At 54.0% G+C, this 14,712-nt stretch carries 17 protein-coding genes; 14 read left to right on the top strand and 3 right to left on the bottom strand.

Annotation, left to right across the window (positions count from 1 at the left end; translation table 11 throughout):
• The 14 genes from RDU76_00510 (at window position 1) to RDU76_00445 (ending at window position 10,683) form a co-directional block, all read left to right on the top strand.
• Window positions 1-657 (top strand): Type 1 glutamine amidotransferase-like domain-containing protein, encoded by a 657-nt coding sequence (locus RDU76_00510; protein ID MDQ7797409.1) that lies wholly within the window; start codon window positions 1-3, stop codon window positions 655-657.
• Window positions 650-1,435, top strand: coding sequence for a class I SAM-dependent methyltransferase (locus tag RDU76_00505; GenBank protein ID MDQ7797408.1), 786 nt, complete (start codon window positions 650-652; stop codon window positions 1,433-1,435). Before RDU76_00510 ends, RDU76_00505 begins: the two co-directional genes overlap by 8 nt.
• Window positions 1,432-1,833, top strand: coding sequence for a divalent-cation tolerance protein CutA (gene cutA / locus RDU76_00500; protein MDQ7797407.1), 402 nt, complete (start codon window positions 1,432-1,434; stop codon window positions 1,831-1,833). Before RDU76_00505 ends, cutA begins: the two co-directional genes overlap by 4 nt.
• 34 nt (window positions 1,834-1,867) lie before the next feature.
• Entirely contained in the window at window positions 1,868-2,377 is a 510-nt protein-coding gene (locus RDU76_00495; GenBank protein MDQ7797406.1) for a hypothetical protein, read from the top strand.
• Between the two features lie 18 nt (window positions 2,378-2,395).
• Window positions 2,396-2,590: a DUF6485 family protein gene (locus RDU76_00490; GenBank protein MDQ7797405.1), complete on the top strand. Its 195-nt coding sequence runs from the start codon at window positions 2,396-2,398 to the stop codon at window positions 2,588-2,590.
• A complete protein-coding gene (locus tag RDU76_00485) occupies window positions 2,587-3,045 on the top strand; it encodes an NUDIX hydrolase (GenBank protein ID MDQ7797404.1) in 459 nt (152 codons plus the stop codon). The genes RDU76_00490 and RDU76_00485 overlap by 4 nt, the downstream gene beginning before the upstream one ends.
• A 1-nt stretch (window position 3,046) precedes the next feature.
• Window positions 3,047-3,745, top strand: coding sequence for a DUF554 domain-containing protein (locus RDU76_00480; GenBank protein ID MDQ7797403.1), 699 nt, complete (start codon window positions 3,047-3,049; stop codon window positions 3,743-3,745).
• 2 nt (window positions 3,746-3,747) lie between these two features.
• The gene (locus tag RDU76_00475) at window positions 3,748-4,416 is read left to right on the top strand and encodes a hypothetical protein (GenBank protein ID MDQ7797402.1); all 669 of its coding nucleotides are present in this window, start codon (window positions 3,748-3,750) and stop codon (window positions 4,414-4,416) included.
• Between the two features lie 88 nt (window positions 4,417-4,504).
• On the top strand, window positions 4,505-5,476 hold the full coding sequence (locus RDU76_00470; GenBank protein MDQ7797401.1) for a hypothetical protein: 972 nt from the start codon (window positions 4,505-4,507) through the stop codon (window positions 5,474-5,476).
• 6 nt (window positions 5,477-5,482) lie between these two features.
• Window positions 5,483-6,025, top strand: a complete 543-nt coding sequence (locus RDU76_00465; protein MDQ7797400.1) for a DUF4416 family protein — start codon at window positions 5,483-5,485, stop codon at window positions 6,023-6,025.
• Window positions 6,022-6,492 (top strand): hypothetical protein, encoded by a 471-nt coding sequence (locus tag RDU76_00460; GenBank protein ID MDQ7797399.1) that lies wholly within the window; start codon window positions 6,022-6,024, stop codon window positions 6,490-6,492. The genes RDU76_00465 and RDU76_00460 overlap by 4 nt, the downstream gene beginning before the upstream one ends.
• Complete coding sequence (locus RDU76_00455; protein ID MDQ7797398.1) at window positions 6,489-9,437, top strand: M1 family aminopeptidase; 2,949 nt, start codon at window positions 6,489-6,491, stop codon at window positions 9,435-9,437. Before RDU76_00460 ends, RDU76_00455 begins: the two co-directional genes overlap by 4 nt.
• A 13-nt stretch (window positions 9,438-9,450) precedes the next feature.
• On the top strand, window positions 9,451-9,915 hold the full coding sequence (locus tag RDU76_00450; protein ID MDQ7797397.1) for an NUDIX hydrolase: 465 nt from the start codon (window positions 9,451-9,453) through the stop codon (window positions 9,913-9,915).
• Window positions 9,916-9,918: 3 nt separating this feature from the next.
• Window positions 9,919-10,683 (top strand): carbon-nitrogen hydrolase family protein, encoded by a 765-nt coding sequence (locus tag RDU76_00445; protein ID MDQ7797396.1) that lies wholly within the window; start codon window positions 9,919-9,921, stop codon window positions 10,681-10,683.
• A 57-nt stretch (window positions 10,684-10,740) separates the two neighbouring features.
• Here the strand turns inward: RDU76_00445 and RDU76_00440 are convergent, their stop codons facing one another.
• From RDU76_00440 to RDU76_00430, 3 genes are read right to left on the bottom strand one after another with little or no spacing between them, the layout of a single operon-like run.
• Window positions 10,741-12,021 carry a peptidylprolyl isomerase gene (locus RDU76_00440; GenBank protein MDQ7797395.1) on the bottom strand — a complete coding sequence of 427 codons (1,281 nt, stop codon included), beginning with the start codon at window positions 12,019-12,021 and terminating at the stop codon, window positions 10,741-10,743.
• 41 nt (window positions 12,022-12,062) lie between these two features.
• On the bottom strand, window positions 12,063-12,884 hold the full coding sequence (locus RDU76_00435) for a peptidyl-prolyl cis-trans isomerase (GenBank protein ID MDQ7797394.1): 822 nt from the start codon (window positions 12,882-12,884) through the stop codon (window positions 12,063-12,065).
• Between the two features lies 1 nt (window position 12,885).
• Complete coding sequence (locus RDU76_00430; GenBank protein MDQ7797393.1) at window positions 12,886-14,568, bottom strand: peptidylprolyl isomerase; 1,683 nt, start codon at window positions 14,566-14,568, stop codon at window positions 12,886-12,888.
• Between the last annotated feature and the right edge of the window lie 144 nt (window positions 14,569-14,712).

Here is a 14,712-nt window from a genome sequence, read left to right as displayed (position 1 = left end):
GTGCCAGCCGGAGCCATAATATTCTACAGCGACCAGGTAGTGCCGGAAAACGAAAGACTGGACCGGCGGTTCCTGGAGATGATCGGCAAGGATAGGCCCAGGCTGGCCTACATTCCCTCGGCCTCGGACAACAGCCGGAGATATTATCATGAAAAATGCGAGTATTATAAAAGGTACGGCATAGAGGACTTTTTATATTTCGATCTGAACAAGGAATACGATCCGGCTAAGACCGAAGAACTGCTGGCCTGTGATGCCATTCATCTTTCCGGCGGAGACCCGTTCCAGTTTTTGGGTTCCATCCGTAAAAGGAATTTCGGGCCGGTGCTGAAGAAATATCACGAGAACGACGGCATTCTGCTGGGCATCAGCGCCGGGGCCATCGTGCTGACCCCCAGCATCAACATCTCGCATGTCTTCTATAAAAGCCGTACGGACCAGCATCAGGCGGTGGGTTTGGTGGACTTTCATTTTCTTCCCCACTGGAATCAGCGGCAGGACCGGCTGGATGCCGTTAAAAAATTCTCCATAGATAACCAAGCCATGGTCTATGGCTGCCAGGACGGGGACGGGATGGTGATCCACGACGGCAATATAGAATTGGTGGGAACTGTGGTGAGGATAGAGAAGGGAAAGGTTTTTGCAAATAATGAATGATTCTGAGATCAAACAATATTGGGAAGAAAATGCCGAGGCTTGGACGGTTCTTTCCCGGGCCGGGTATGACGTATACCGTGATCATGTTAACGCTCCGGCTTTCTTGAAGATGTTGCCCTTGGTCGAAGGCCAGAAGGGGCTGGATATCGGATGTGGTGAAGGACATAACACAAGGCTAGTGGCCCAGCAGGGTGCAATCTTAACAGGAATAGATATATCGGAAGCTTTTATAAAGCAAGCTATAAGCAAGGAGACGGAGCACCCTTTGGGAATAAAGTACCAGGTTTCCTCGGGACAGAAAATGGATTTCACTGAAGGAAGCTTCGATTTCTGCATGGCCACAATGAGTTTAATGGATATGGCTGATCCGATAAAGGCCATAGGTGAAGCATATCGGGTTCTTAAACCAGGCGGGTTTTTCCAATTTTCGATATCGCATCCATGTTTTGCCACCCCGAAATGGAAATGGCTAAGGGACGAGTCCGGCCGGAAATCAGCTTTAGCCTGCGGTGATTATTTCCTTCAACCCAAGGATAATATCGAAAAATGGATATTTGGAGCGGCTCCGGATGAAGAAAAGAAAAAATACCCACTTTTCAAGACCCCTCGTTTTACATTGATCTTGAGCAATTGGATCAACTTCTTGATAAAGGCCGGATTTACAATAGAAGAACTTTGCGAACCGTATCCCGATGAAGAAACCGCCAATAAGTGTCCGGATGTGGCCGATGCCGCCATTGTGGCATATTTTTTAATCATACGTTGCAGGAAACCATGAATTGTATAATCATCTATTCCACCTTTCCTTCCCGGGAGCTGGCCGAGAGAACAGCCCGCACCCTGCTGGAGGAGCAACTGGTGGCCGGGGCCAATATCGTCCAGGCCGAATCGCTGTTCCGCTGGCAGGGCAAGATAGAACAGCGGGCCGACTGGGCGGTGTTCTTCCAGGCCGAGCGGAATTTTTACAAACGGATAGAATCCCGCATCAAACAGCTGCATCCCGATAAAGTGCCACAGATCGTGATGTGGAAGATGAAGGACGGATATGTTCCGTTCCTCAACTGGGTGATCGACCAGACCAGCCGCCCGGTGCTCAAAAGGGAGCGGAGGGAGAAGGGCAAGGAATACCGGAAGAAGAAGGCCGAACTGTTGAAAGGAAAAATAAAAGAAAGCTAGTCTCCATGATATATAAGCAGATGTGTGTCAAAAAATGCGTGAGATCGTTTATCATAAAGTGCCTGACGAGTTGCAAGGAGATACGATATATCCTTTAAACAGACTTAAGGATATCTTTCCGGGTGTGTATCAAAAGCAAGCAGCAAAATACACAGGAAGAGAGAATTTGCTGCAAAGGAAAGTACCGATTTTAAATTGTCTGTGGAATGACGTGATCCATCTTACGGCCATAAATCCAAAAATAATATTCTCATATTTACGACAGATAGGTTTTGAATACCCTCTTCATGGCTTTTATGAAATAGATTTTTCTAAGTTGGATCCGGATTATTGTATAGAAATGATTTATTCCGGCGGTGAAAGGAAATACCGAAAGATCGAATCCGACAATTTCCCCAAAGTTGAAAATTTGCCAGCAGAAACCATTGAATATTTCAAGAACTGCTGGAAAGAAAAAACCCATCCCCTGCTGTTCAAGGGTATCCCGCATATTCTGTATAAGGGCGCGATAAATATCAAAGGAACAGCAATAATCGAAGTTTAAAACCAGTACGGAAATATTATGGAATGCAATAAATCAAAAAATCTTAAAAACTGCAACTGCAGTTACGAACCCTGTTCCCGCAAGGGTGTCTGCTGCGAGTGCGTAGCCTACCACCGGGCCATGAGCCAGCTGCCGGCCTGTTATTTCTCGGAAAAAGCCGAGAGAAGCTATGACCGCTCAATAGAAGCTTTCATCAAGGATCAGAAACGGTGAGGATAGACCAAAGCTGGTACATCAAGCCGCCGGGGATGGCCGAGCATGTTTCCTGCGGCGGGGTGGTGGTCAGGAAGGATGGAGATCGGATACTGGTGGCGCTGGTCACCGAGCCGGGATTTAAGGAATACATCCTTCCCAAGGGCCATGTTGAATCCGGGGAGAATCTGGAGCAGGCCGCCCGGCGGGAGATAGCCGAAGAAGCGGGTTTCACGGAGTTAAAGCTGGTTAAGAGCCTGGGATCGACCGGGCGCCTGGATTTCCGGAGGCGCTCCTGGGGCACCATGCACTATTTTTTATTCACCACCAGTCAGGATAAGACCAGCCCCAGCGATCCGGAACACCAGTATATCGTGAAATGGTTTCCGGTAGATCTCCTGCCGGAAATGTTCTGGCCGGAGCAGGGAGCGCTGATAGAAGATAATACCGATATGATCAGAAAGATTTTTGAATAATATGCTGGGTACAGTCGTCAACACCGGAGCCATAATTGCAGGAAGCGTCCTGGGGCTCTTGCTGCATCGGAAACTATCAGCCCGATATTCCGAGATAGTAATGAAAGCCATCGGCCTGTTCACCATCGTCATCGGGCTGGATCTGGCTTTTAAGAGCAACCGGATGATGCTGGTATTGATATCATTGGTCATCGGGGGGCTGGCCGGCGAGCTGATCAACCTGGATGGGCGGCTGGAGTGGCTGGGGAAAAAACTGCAGGAAAAATATTCCGGCGGCAACAGCACGCTATTCGTGCCGGGATTTGTGATCAGCTCCCTGCTGTTCTGTGTCGGACCCCTGGCCATAGTGGGCAGCCTGGAGGACGGTCTGATGGGCAGCCATACCGTGCTTTTCACCAAGTCGCTTATGGACGGGACGGCCTCGGTGGCCCTGGCCTCGGCGATGGGGGTGGGAGTGTTGTTCTCGGCCGGGGCGGTCCTGGTATATCAGGGACTGCTGACCGCGGCGGCCTTGATTTTCAAGGGGCTGATGCCAATGCCCTATGTGAACCTGATGTCGGCGGTGGGCGGGATCCTGCTGCTGGGGGTGGCCCTCAACCTGATACTTGACATAAAATTGAAAGTGGCCAACCTGCTTCCGGCCATTTTTATTTCGCCGTTGGTCTTGAAGATCGCTTTGATGATAGTCACGATAAAATAACCATGAAAAAAGACAGCAGGATAAATACCGAAAATCTCCGCGCCATCGCCCTGGATGAGGGGATGGCCGTCTTCGGCGTGGCCGAGCTTGAGCCGATAAGGCAAACATTTCACCCCGATATCGTCCGGGCCGCCGAAGGGCTAAAATACGGAATATCAATGGGCTTCCGTCTTTCCGATCCCACCATAGACGATATTGCCGACCGGCCCACCCTGTTGTATAAGCACCACTACAAGGTGGCCAACTATACGTTGGACAGGGCCGGGGCCAGGCTGGAAGCCTGCATCCAATCCAACGGCTATAAGGCCCTGCCCATCCCGGCCTCGCAGACCATCGACTGGGAGAAGCATCTGGGACACCTATCGCACAAGGCAGTGGCGGTGCAGGCCGGCCTGGGATGGATAGGGAAGTCCGCCCTGTTCATCCATCCCCAGCACCGGACCCGGCTTCGGCTGGTGACCGTTCTGACCGACATGCCGCTGGAGGCGGGAAGCCCCATAAAAAAGTCCTGCGGCAGCTGCCAGCTGTGCATCAACGCCTGCCCGGCCGGGGCCATATCGGACCAGGGCTACGACAAGCCCAAATGCATAGCCCAGCTTAGGGAGTTCTCCCACCTGCCGGGCATCGGGCAGTATATCTGCGGGGTGTGCGTCAAGGTATGCCGGGGATAGGGGCTGACATCTTAAGACCTAAGTAATTGTTTCTGCTGGATTCCTGCTTTCGCAGGAATGACAAGTAGAAAACAATCAGTTTGAAAAAATGGGAAACATTACACAAAATCAAGAATCATTCAAGGACCGCTCCAGTGGCTTAAAAGCCTTTGGGGTGGTGCTGATCGTAATTGGCGGTTTCAACCTGCTGATGATCCCGCTGGCTGTGCTGGGCAGTATAATGAGCCGGACCATGGATGCCGGACAATCGGCCGGCTATTGGGTCTTCTCGCTTTTGGTGAACCTGCTGACCTATCTTTTTCTGGGTGGGATATTCCTGGGGATAGGGACCGGTTCCATCCGGCTTAAGCGCTGGGTGCGGCCGGTGCTGCTTTCCATCGGCTGGGTGTGGTTGCTGCTGGGCCTGATGGTTACCGCCACGATATTTTTTGTAATGCCAAGGATGATGGGGAATTTTATGTTGCCCGAAGTGTCCGACCCCTCACTTATAGTTGGCATTGTAATCATGGTGTCTGGGGCCATGTCAATCCTCTTCATGGTCCTGTTGCCGGCTCTGCTGATATGGTTCTACTCCCAGAGTTCGGTAAAGCAGACATTGGAGGCCAAAGATCCCGGCCCGGCCTGGACCGATGCCTGTCCTCCCCCGGTGCTGGCCATAAGCCTATTCTACGGAGTAAACGCTGTATTGACGCTGCTGGCCTCCTTTTTGGGTGTGAGCTTCATTTGGGATTCCATAATCACGGGATCGCCGGCCGTTCTGGTCACAATATTTTACGGTTTGATATTGGCATATATTTGTTATGCTATTTACCGGCTTGATAGCCGCGGCTGGTGGACTGCCGTTGCCTCGACCGCCTTCGGGACAGCATCTTCGTTGCTGGTGTTTTCCAGAAACGATCCAGGCGAGATAATGGCGTTGATGGGACAAAGCGATCAATTACAATATGCCCAGGAAGGCATAAACCTGATGCTGAAATATCAGGGATATATATTATGGCTGTCGGCAGTCACCCTCCTGGCATATCTCCTGTATATCAAAAAATATTTCAAGCAAACCTAAACCATTATGGCCGTTATCCGAACAGTCAAGCCGATCAAATATTTTCTAGGATTGATATATTCCCCCGAAGTGAGCCTGTGGGACCTGGAGCGGGAACTGCAGAAACGCTTCGGCACCATCGATCGCAAAAGCCCGGTGCTGGATTTCAGCGGCTCCACCGATTATTATTCCCCGGAGATGGGCCCAAAACTTTTCCGGGCCTGGTGGAGCCTGCACCAGCTGGGAGATCCCGGAAAACTGCCGGAGCTTAAGCTGCTGTCGAACCAACTGGAGGATGAATACCTGAAGGCCTCTGAAAGCACCGGCCGGGTCGTGAATATCGACCCCGGATATGTAAACGAGGCCCGGGTGATACTGGCCTCCTGCAAGGATTTTTCCCACCGGGTCTATCTGGGCCGGGGAATATACGGGGATGTCACCCTCATCTACCGGGGCGACGGATTCAAGCCGCTGGAATGGACCTACCCCGACTACCAATGCCCCGAGGCTTTGAGATATTTCCAGACATTGAAGGACGATTACCGAAAACAGATCAAGGAGGCGAAATGACCGGGGAGCAGAGCAAAATAATTTTGGAATGGACCGTCTTCCCGCTGGCGGAATCAAAAACCAAGGCCCTGATAGCCATTTTGACCCCGCCGCTGGCGATGCTGGTCATCTATCTTCTGATGCAGTCCTGGCTGTGGGCCGGGCTGGGTTTTTTGCTGCTGTTCTCCTCGGAGTTCCCATTCTTTCTTAAATCCCGGTATACCTTCGACCAGCAGGGGGTAAGCATGAAGCGGGGCGGAATGACCATCACCCGCCAGTGGGAGCAGATCAACAGTCATTATCCCGATAAGAACGGAGTGCTGCTGTCCCCCTTTGCCAAACAGACCTGGCTGGAGAATTTCCGGGGGATCTATCTTCAATACGGAAAACACCGGGAGGAGATCATGGCAGTGTTGAAGGACAGGATTGAACAGGCCGAGCCGGCGAAGAACAGAGAGATCAATAAAAATGAAACGGAGCCAAAATGAAAAGGATCAGTTTGCTTTTAGCAGTTTCCCCTTTGATCTTTGCCAGCATCTGCCAGGCCTGGCAGCAGAGGGTGGAATATAATATCGAAGCCCGGCTGGACACCGTGGAGCATAAGATATATGCCACCCAACATCTGAGATATTTCAACAACTCGCCGGACACCTTAAATTCTGTTTGGTTCCACCTGTACCCCAATGCCTACCGGGACAACTCCTCCTTTTTCGCCCGGGAGGCCGAGCAAATGCAGGATTACCGGTTCCGGCACTCCTCCCCGGAGGACAAGGGATGGATCGAGATAAATTCCCTGCTGGTGTCCGACAGCACCGCAGTATTCAAATACGGCCCAGAATATGGTGTCCCATTTATCCGGGGCGGCCGAGCGGATGAAATGGCGATATTCGGTGATTACGGAGGCACCCACCAGGCTGTTAATAAAATATTCAAAGAACCAAAATATAAGCTGGACTCCACCTCGGCCAGCCTGAACCTGCCAATTCCCTTGGCTCCCGGTGATTCGGTGGATTTCTATTTCGAGTTCACGGTCAAGGTGCCGAAATTCTTCTCCCGGATGGGGCATGAGGGAACTCATTACGAGATCTCCCAATGGTATCCCAAGATCGCCGTTTATGATGCCAAGGGCTGGCAGACCGACGGCTACCATTACATCGGGGAATTCTACGGGGATTACGGATCTTTCCAAGTCGGTATGGAGACCCCGAAAGACCTCAAAATAGGCTCCACCGGATCGGAGGTGCTGGAATTCGACGACCAGGGACAGCCGTTAGACGATATAGCGGGATATCACCTGTTCGCCGCCGACAATGTCCATGATTTTGCCTGGTGCGCCGATCCGGAATACATCGAAACCACCGAGCAGCACGGGGAGACAGCCATCACGGTGCTGGTGCGCCCCAAGGACAAGGACCGCTGGAAAAATGTGATGCAGTATGCCAAGGACGCCCTGGATCATTATGGAAGGTGGTACGGCCAATACCCCTACCCCACCCTGACGGTCTGCAACGGTGACATGGCGGCCGGGGGCGGCATGGAGTATCCCAATCTGGTGATCGTTTCCACCGGCGAGGACCAATACACCCGGACCCTGGAGATGGTGGTGATGCACGAGATCGGCCACCAGTGGTTCTACGGCATTCTGGGCAACAACGAGATGGACCAGGCCTGGCTGGACGAGGGGATCAACTCCTTTTCGGAGCAGAGATATTTTGAGGAGAAATACGGGCCGGAAGGCAACTACCTGGCCAAGGAATCATTAAGAAAATTGCTGCCCGGGGCCAGCAACCGGAACGTGGGCCGGATGATTCCCTACCTTTATTCTGCCAATAGAATGGACCAGCCGGTCGATGTCAGGGCCTGCATCTCCGGGGAGATGGGGCAGTATGCCGCCAGCGCCTACATGAAGCCGGCGGCCATGATGTGGTGGCTAAAAGGATATCTGGGGAATTATACTTTCGACCGGGTGATGCAGGGTTATTACCGCGACAACCAGTTCCGACATGTCGGTACGGAAAAATTCTATGAAGCAGTGGAAAAATATTCACAAAAAGACGTCAAGCCATATTTTGCCCCCTGGTTAAAAACCACCGGAATGAGCGATTACTCGGTGGCTTCGTTGCGTCAGATAAAGGAACAAAGAAATACCTACAGTATCACCCTGGCCAGAAAGGGAGATCTGGCCATCCCGGCGGCATTTTCAGCCGAGGATGCCATCAATAAAAAATACGACGTTTTATGGATCGGCAGGGGAAGGGATACAACCTTTCTTCTGCAGACCGACGGAAAGCTGGTCTCCGCAGTGATCGATCCCGACAATGTTTTACTGGAGACCAATCGCTGGAATAACTGCCGGCCCCGCAGATACAGGGTAACCCTGGGTCCCCGCCTGCCGTCCTTCGAATCGTACAACATGTTCTGGCTGCCGGTTCCCTGGTACGATAATGTCAACGGTTTTAGGTTGGGAACCATGCTGCACGGGGCCTATCTGGCCGACGGCGATCCCATGGTGGGACATCATCAGTGGACCTTCTCGCCCTTCTACGGCTTCAAGTCCAAAGAGATCAGCTTCAGCTTCGATTACCAGACCCCGGTGGGCTTGCGCCCCCGACCGCCCCGGGCATATCTTACCGCCGGCTCGGCCTTCGATATCAACTACGCCGGGATCGGGCTCAAACGGACCTGGGGGCCGCGGCTGATGCTGGATCCCACCGAGAGCTTCGACCTGAAGCTGGATTATACCCGCTACAAGGATTACCGCTTCTGGGACCCCCGGGATGTCGATACCGCAGCGGTGGTCAGCCTGATGGCCCAGCGGGGTTATGGCCTGACCCGGCATTGGGGCCGGTCGTCGTTCCTCAGCCGGATAACATTGGGCTACCTCCAGAGACCGGAGGCGGACATCAATAATTATCTAAAATTTGAACTGGAGGAAAAATTCAATTTCAGGATAAACCGGCATATCAACCCCAGATTCCGTCTGGCTGCCGGTTACATCCAGGGGCCGGCCCCGGCCCAGGAGCAGTTCTTTCTGGCCGGGAGTTTCAAGACCACCGGCCTGGACAACCTGCTGGCCTCCGGAAAGGACTGGTTCTCCACCCAGGAGCATTATCACGTGGACGGCGGGGCCAATCTGCCGGGATATTACGGCACCCATATCCGGGGCCGGAATATGTGGGCGGTCAACCTGACCCTGCCGGTTATGAAAAGCCCGCTGTCACTTTTCGCCGGGGCCGGGCAGGTGGCCAACGACTGGCTGGAGTTCACCACAGGAAGCATCCGGGCCGATGCCGGGCTGTCATTGGCCCTGGGGCCGATGCGGCTGATGTTCCCGCTGTGGATAAATAAACCAGAAGAGGGCAAGAAACAGTTCGATTGGCGGTGGACCATCGGCTTCGGCGGCAGCGGGGAAGGGATGGGTATAAAGTTTTAGAAAGTGATCATACATGAATTTTCCCACCCATATTGTAGCCGCAGGCGGTTTGGTTTATAACCGCGAAGGAAAGATGCTTTTGATGCTTCATCCCCAAAGAGGATGGGAATTCCCCGGCGGACAGATTGAAAATGGGGAGGATATAATCTCCGGTTTGATCCGGGAAATAAAAGAAGAGACCGGCGTTGATGTCACGGTCAATAAATTAACCGGGGTATATCAGAACATCAAACCAGAGAACGAATTCATAACTACAAAGGTAATGTTTGGGTTTCTGTGCGAATACGTTTCCGGAGAATTGTCAATCAGCGGAGAAAGTGAAAAGGTTGGTTGGTTTGATCGAACAGAAGCATTGAAAATGGTTGCCTTGCCTTTTTTGCACGACAGACTGAAAGATATGATGGAATTTAACGGCAAAATTGTTTTCCGAACATATTCCAAAAATCCCGACCAAATTCATATTGAAAGAAATATATAATTGATGGCGCAACTTAGTTTGGCCCTGATCCAGATGCGCTGTGAGAAGGCGGCCATAGATGAAAATATAAAGGAGATGCGCCGATATCTTGGCCAGGCCAAAGATGCCAAGGCCGACATCGTCTGCTTTCCCGAGATGAACATCACCGGATATATCGACCCCCGGCAGCATCGGGAGGCGGTCATCTCCCGGGACCATCCCGCCATCAAAGAAATCAACGGGTTAAGCCGGGAATACCATACCACCATCATCGCCGGGTTCGTGGAGCAAAATAACGCAGACAAACCATTCATTACCCAATTTGTTGCGGAAGGCGGATCGATCAAGGGATACTACCGCAAGAAGACCGTCAAGGACGAAGAGGCCGAGTGGTTCAGTCCGGGTGATGACCAGCCGGTCTTTTCACGCTCGGGCATAAAATACGGGCTGTCCCTCTGCGCCGATATCGACGACCAGAACATCTTTAAAGAACTGGCCCGCCAGGGGGCTAAAATGGTCATAGAGTGCGCCGCCCCAGGCCTTTACGGGGACCAGAAGACCAGGAACTGGCAGGAGGGTTACGATTGGTGGAGGGGAGAATGCTTCGGCAAGCTGGGCAAATATGCCGTCGCCAACGGCATCCATATTGCGGTGGCCACCCAGGCCGGCCGAACGACGGACGAAGATTTCCCGGGAGGGGGCTATTTGTTTTCCCATGATGGCAGATGCATAACTCAATCGGCCGACTGGAAAGAGGGGATGGTGCCGGCAAAAATCCCATCAGGATGACTTCTTCCCTAAATATAAAAGCCCCGCCGTTGGCGGGGCTTTTTGTTCGTACCGTGTCTATAATTTGCGTTCGATGAAGTACTGGGCCTTCAGCTTCTTCATCCAGGCCTCGTAGAGCTCCTGCATCTTTTTGGATTTCAAATACTCCACCAACTGGTCCTTCACCGATTCCAGGGTGGGGGTCTTGGCCGGGTAACGCTTTTCCAGCTTGACGATATGGTATCCGGTGGGGGTCTCGATGACATCGCTGACCTCGCCCTCCTTCAGGATGGCCAGCTCGTCCTTGATCTCGGCCGGGAAGCCCTCCACCGGGATGCCCATCAGTTTGCCGTCGGTGTTCTTGGCCTCGGGATCGTCGGAGTAGGTCTTGGCCAGCTTGTTGAAGTTTTCCTGTCCCACCACCACCCTCTGGTGCAGGGCGGTGACGGTTCTTTTGGCCCGGGCAATATCGGCCGCCGAGGGGGCGACCATGATCAGGATGTGGGAGGCGTGAACCTGGTCGCCCTTCTTCTCCAGCAGTTTGATGATGTGAAATCCGAACTGGGTGACGATCACGCCGGACACCTGCCCCGGCTTGAGGGCGAAGGCCGCCTGCTCGAACTCCGGCACCATCTGGTTGCGTCCGAACCAGCCCAGATCGCCGCCCTTGACGGCGGAACCTTCGTCGTCCGAATATTTTTTGGCCACCTCGGCAAAGGGCTTTTTCAGCTTGAGCTGTTTCAACACCAGCTGGACCTTGGCCTGGGCATCGGCCTTGGATTTCTGGCCCGGTTTGGGGGCTATCAATATATGCGACAGATCGACCTTCTCCGGCTCGCCGGGGATGGAATCCTTGTGGCTGGCGAAGAAAGCCTCCAGCTCCTTGGTGGTCGGCGGGGTGACCTGGGAGCGAAGGTTCCGGTCGATCAATCGCTGGACGGTCAGCATGTTCTTGACGTCGCTGCGGTGTTTGGCCTTGAGCTGGGCCACCGTGGTGCCCTCGATCTTGAGCTGGGCGGTGAACTGTTCCTCGGTGGGGAACTGGGACCTCATCTCGGCGATCCGCTGGTCCAGTATCTCGTCTATCTCGGTGTCTTTTACAAAAATGGATTCCTTTTTGGCCTGGGCCAGCATCACGTAGTTCTCTATCTTCTGCTCCAGGGCCATCTTTTGCAGTGAATCCAGCGGGGTGGGATCCTGGGGAACCTGCATCCGGTAAAGCTGGACCTGGCGGTCCACCTCGCTCTTGAGGATCGGCTGGTCGCCCACCCTCCCGATGACGGCATCCAGGGTGTCGCCGGCCCGGGCAATGCCGCCCAACAACAGCAATAGAGCCAGCAGGGTCTTGGAAATCTTCATTATTACCTCTCGTAAATATTAGGCGTGATTTGATCTGGGGATCATTTTATCAATTCCGGATGGCTCTCCACCTTGGAGGCCAGCCTCAGGCTGTCGCTGATATTGTCGAACCGTGTCTTCTGGCGGAGCATGGTCAGCCCGTAGACCAGGTCCTCCCGGATGTCCTCGAACTTGACACTCTGGCTGGAGGGGCGGCGGTCGGTGACCTTCATGATATGGTAGCCGTCCGACAGCTTGATGGGTTCTGATATCCCGCCTTTCTTCAGGGAGAAGACCTTTTCCTCGAAATCGATCGGGATCTGGCCGCTGCCGCGCCTTAAGTATATCCCCAGGTCCCCGCCCTTGTCCTTGGTGGTGGGATCCAGCGATTTTTCCCGGGCCAGCTTGGCAAAATCCTCGCCGTTGTCCAGGGAGGCCTTGACCATCTGGGCCTGGTCTTCGGTGGCGGTGAGGATCTGGCTGAGTTTTATCTCCGCCTGGTACTCCTCCTGATGGCTCTCGAAATATTCCTTGGCCTCGGTGTCGCTGACCTTCAGCTTTTCCACGATCTCCTTCTGGATGAACTGATTGGCCAGGATCTCCTTCTGCAGGTCGCGGATCTGCTTGGCTATCTTGGGCTCCTTGTCCAGCCCCTTCTTCTGGGCTTCCTGGTAGAACAGTTCGGTGTTCACCCAGCGGCGGACGAACTCCTCCTTCTGGGCCGGAGTGACGTTGGTCATCCCCTCGGGCAGGATATCATTGAAATCCTGCTGGACCAGCACCGCCTGGTTGACCCGGGCAATGGCCGGCTGGTCGGATGATCTCTTCCCGCAGCCGAATGCGGCCAGCCCCAGGACGGCCAGGGATATCAGAATTCTCTTCATGCTATTTCTCCTCCACTACGGGTGAAGCCTCGGCCTGGGCCAGAAGGGCCTGGTCGATCTCGACCGGATATTTGGCCTTGAGGGAGGCCAGCAGGTCGCCCAGTATGGCCTCCTCCTGGGACTGCCGCAGCTTGAACTCTATCTCCCGCTGGGATTCCTCGAAGGTCCGCTGTTTGGCCGGGGTCTTCTCGGTGACCTTGATGACGGCGAAATTATTGCGATAGGCAAAGGGGCGGCTGGGCTGGTTGAGGGCCAGGCCGAAGGCCATCCGGGAAAGCTCAGGAAGTTCGGCGTCGTTGCTCTCCACCCACCGCAGGGCTCCGCCGGAGGCCTTGGAGGGATCCACCGAACGCTCCCTGGCCAGCTGGGAGAAATCGGCCCCCTTGTTCAGCAGGTCGTAGATCTCCTGGGCCTGGGCCTTCTCCGGCACGGCAATGATGTAAACCAGGGCCTTGGCCGGCTGGAAGAACTCTTTTTTATTGTCCTGATAATATTTCTTGGCCTGATCGGGGCCCAGCATCACCTTGCCGGAGACGTCCTCCCGATAGTAAGCCTCGGCCAGCATGTTGTCCCTGGTCCGGCTGAGCTGGGCTTTGACCTTGGGGTTCTGCTCAATGCCCTTGGATTTGGCCCGGGCCAGCAGCAGGTCGCTGACGATCAAGCCCTCCACCTGTTCCTTCAGGCGGTCGGCCTGGTTCAGGTCCAGGGCCCCGCGCATGTAGCGGTTCACGTTATCATACAGGGTCTGCACCGTCCAGGAGCCGCCGTTGTAGGTGATGACGGTCTTCTTGAGTTCCTCGGGAGAGGCCTGGGGCAGGGCCGGCAGGGGCTGGCCGGGGGCCTGCTTGGCGGCCAGGGCCTGGATGATATCGCCCTTGATCTTTATATTGGCGCCATCCCGAAGCTTGGTGATGTATTTATTGGCCAGCTCCCTGGGCCGGGTGGAGGAGATCTGCTGTTTGATGCGGTCCTTCATTTCTTCGAAAGGCTGGAGCGGCACCTCCCGCAGGGAGTCCAGCCGGATGATGTGGAAGCCGAAGGCGGTCTTGATGGGCTTGCTGGTCTGGCCCGGCTTCATGGAAAAGGCCGCCGCCTGAAATTCCTCGACCATCTTGCCCCAGCCGAACCATCCCAGGTCGCCGCCCCGCTGGGCGGAGCCCCGGTCGACCGATTTGCTGCCGGCCAGCTGGGCGAAATCTCCGCCGCCTTTGAGGGCCTGGGCGACCTCTTTGGCCTCCTCCTCGGTCTTCACCAGGATATGGCTAGCCTTGGCTTCCTTGCCTAGCCGGTCATAGAATTTCTTGACATCCGAATCGGAGGGCTGGGCCCTTTTGAGGATCTCGTCCCGGTAAAGCTCCTGCAGCAGGATGTTCTTCTTGAGCTCCTCCAGGTCCTGGACCAGTTTGGGATCCTTGTCCATTCCCCGGGCCACCGCCTCGTTGACCATCAATTTCTGGTCCACCATCCGGTTGAGCAGTTCCTGCTTGCCGGCCAGAACCGCGGCCGAATCGCCGGGGATCATCGGGGGCTTGTAGGCGTCCTGGAACTCGCCCAGGGTTATTTTGCTGCCGCCGACACTGGCGATGGTCTTATTGCGGCTGCTGCAGGAGGTTAGCGCTATGGTCAAGCTTAAGATCAGGGCGGTAGAAAGCCATCGTTTCATTTTTCTTAAACTCCTTAACAATTAGATTGGATTATAAACGGTTATTAAAATGCAAAACATCAGTCTATCATAGTTCAGCGCTGTTTGCAATATGAATTTTTAAAATATTACGGCTCCGGGGCGGCCGCAGAAATCTATTGAGAAACCGGGTCCGATTCTGTTATA

It is taken from the genome of Candidatus Edwardsbacteria bacterium, from assembly GCA_031082425.1.
Lineage (GTDB): Bacteria > Edwardsbacteria > AC1 > AC1 > EtOH8 > UBA2226.
This window is presented reverse-complemented; position numbering and strand designations above follow the sequence as displayed.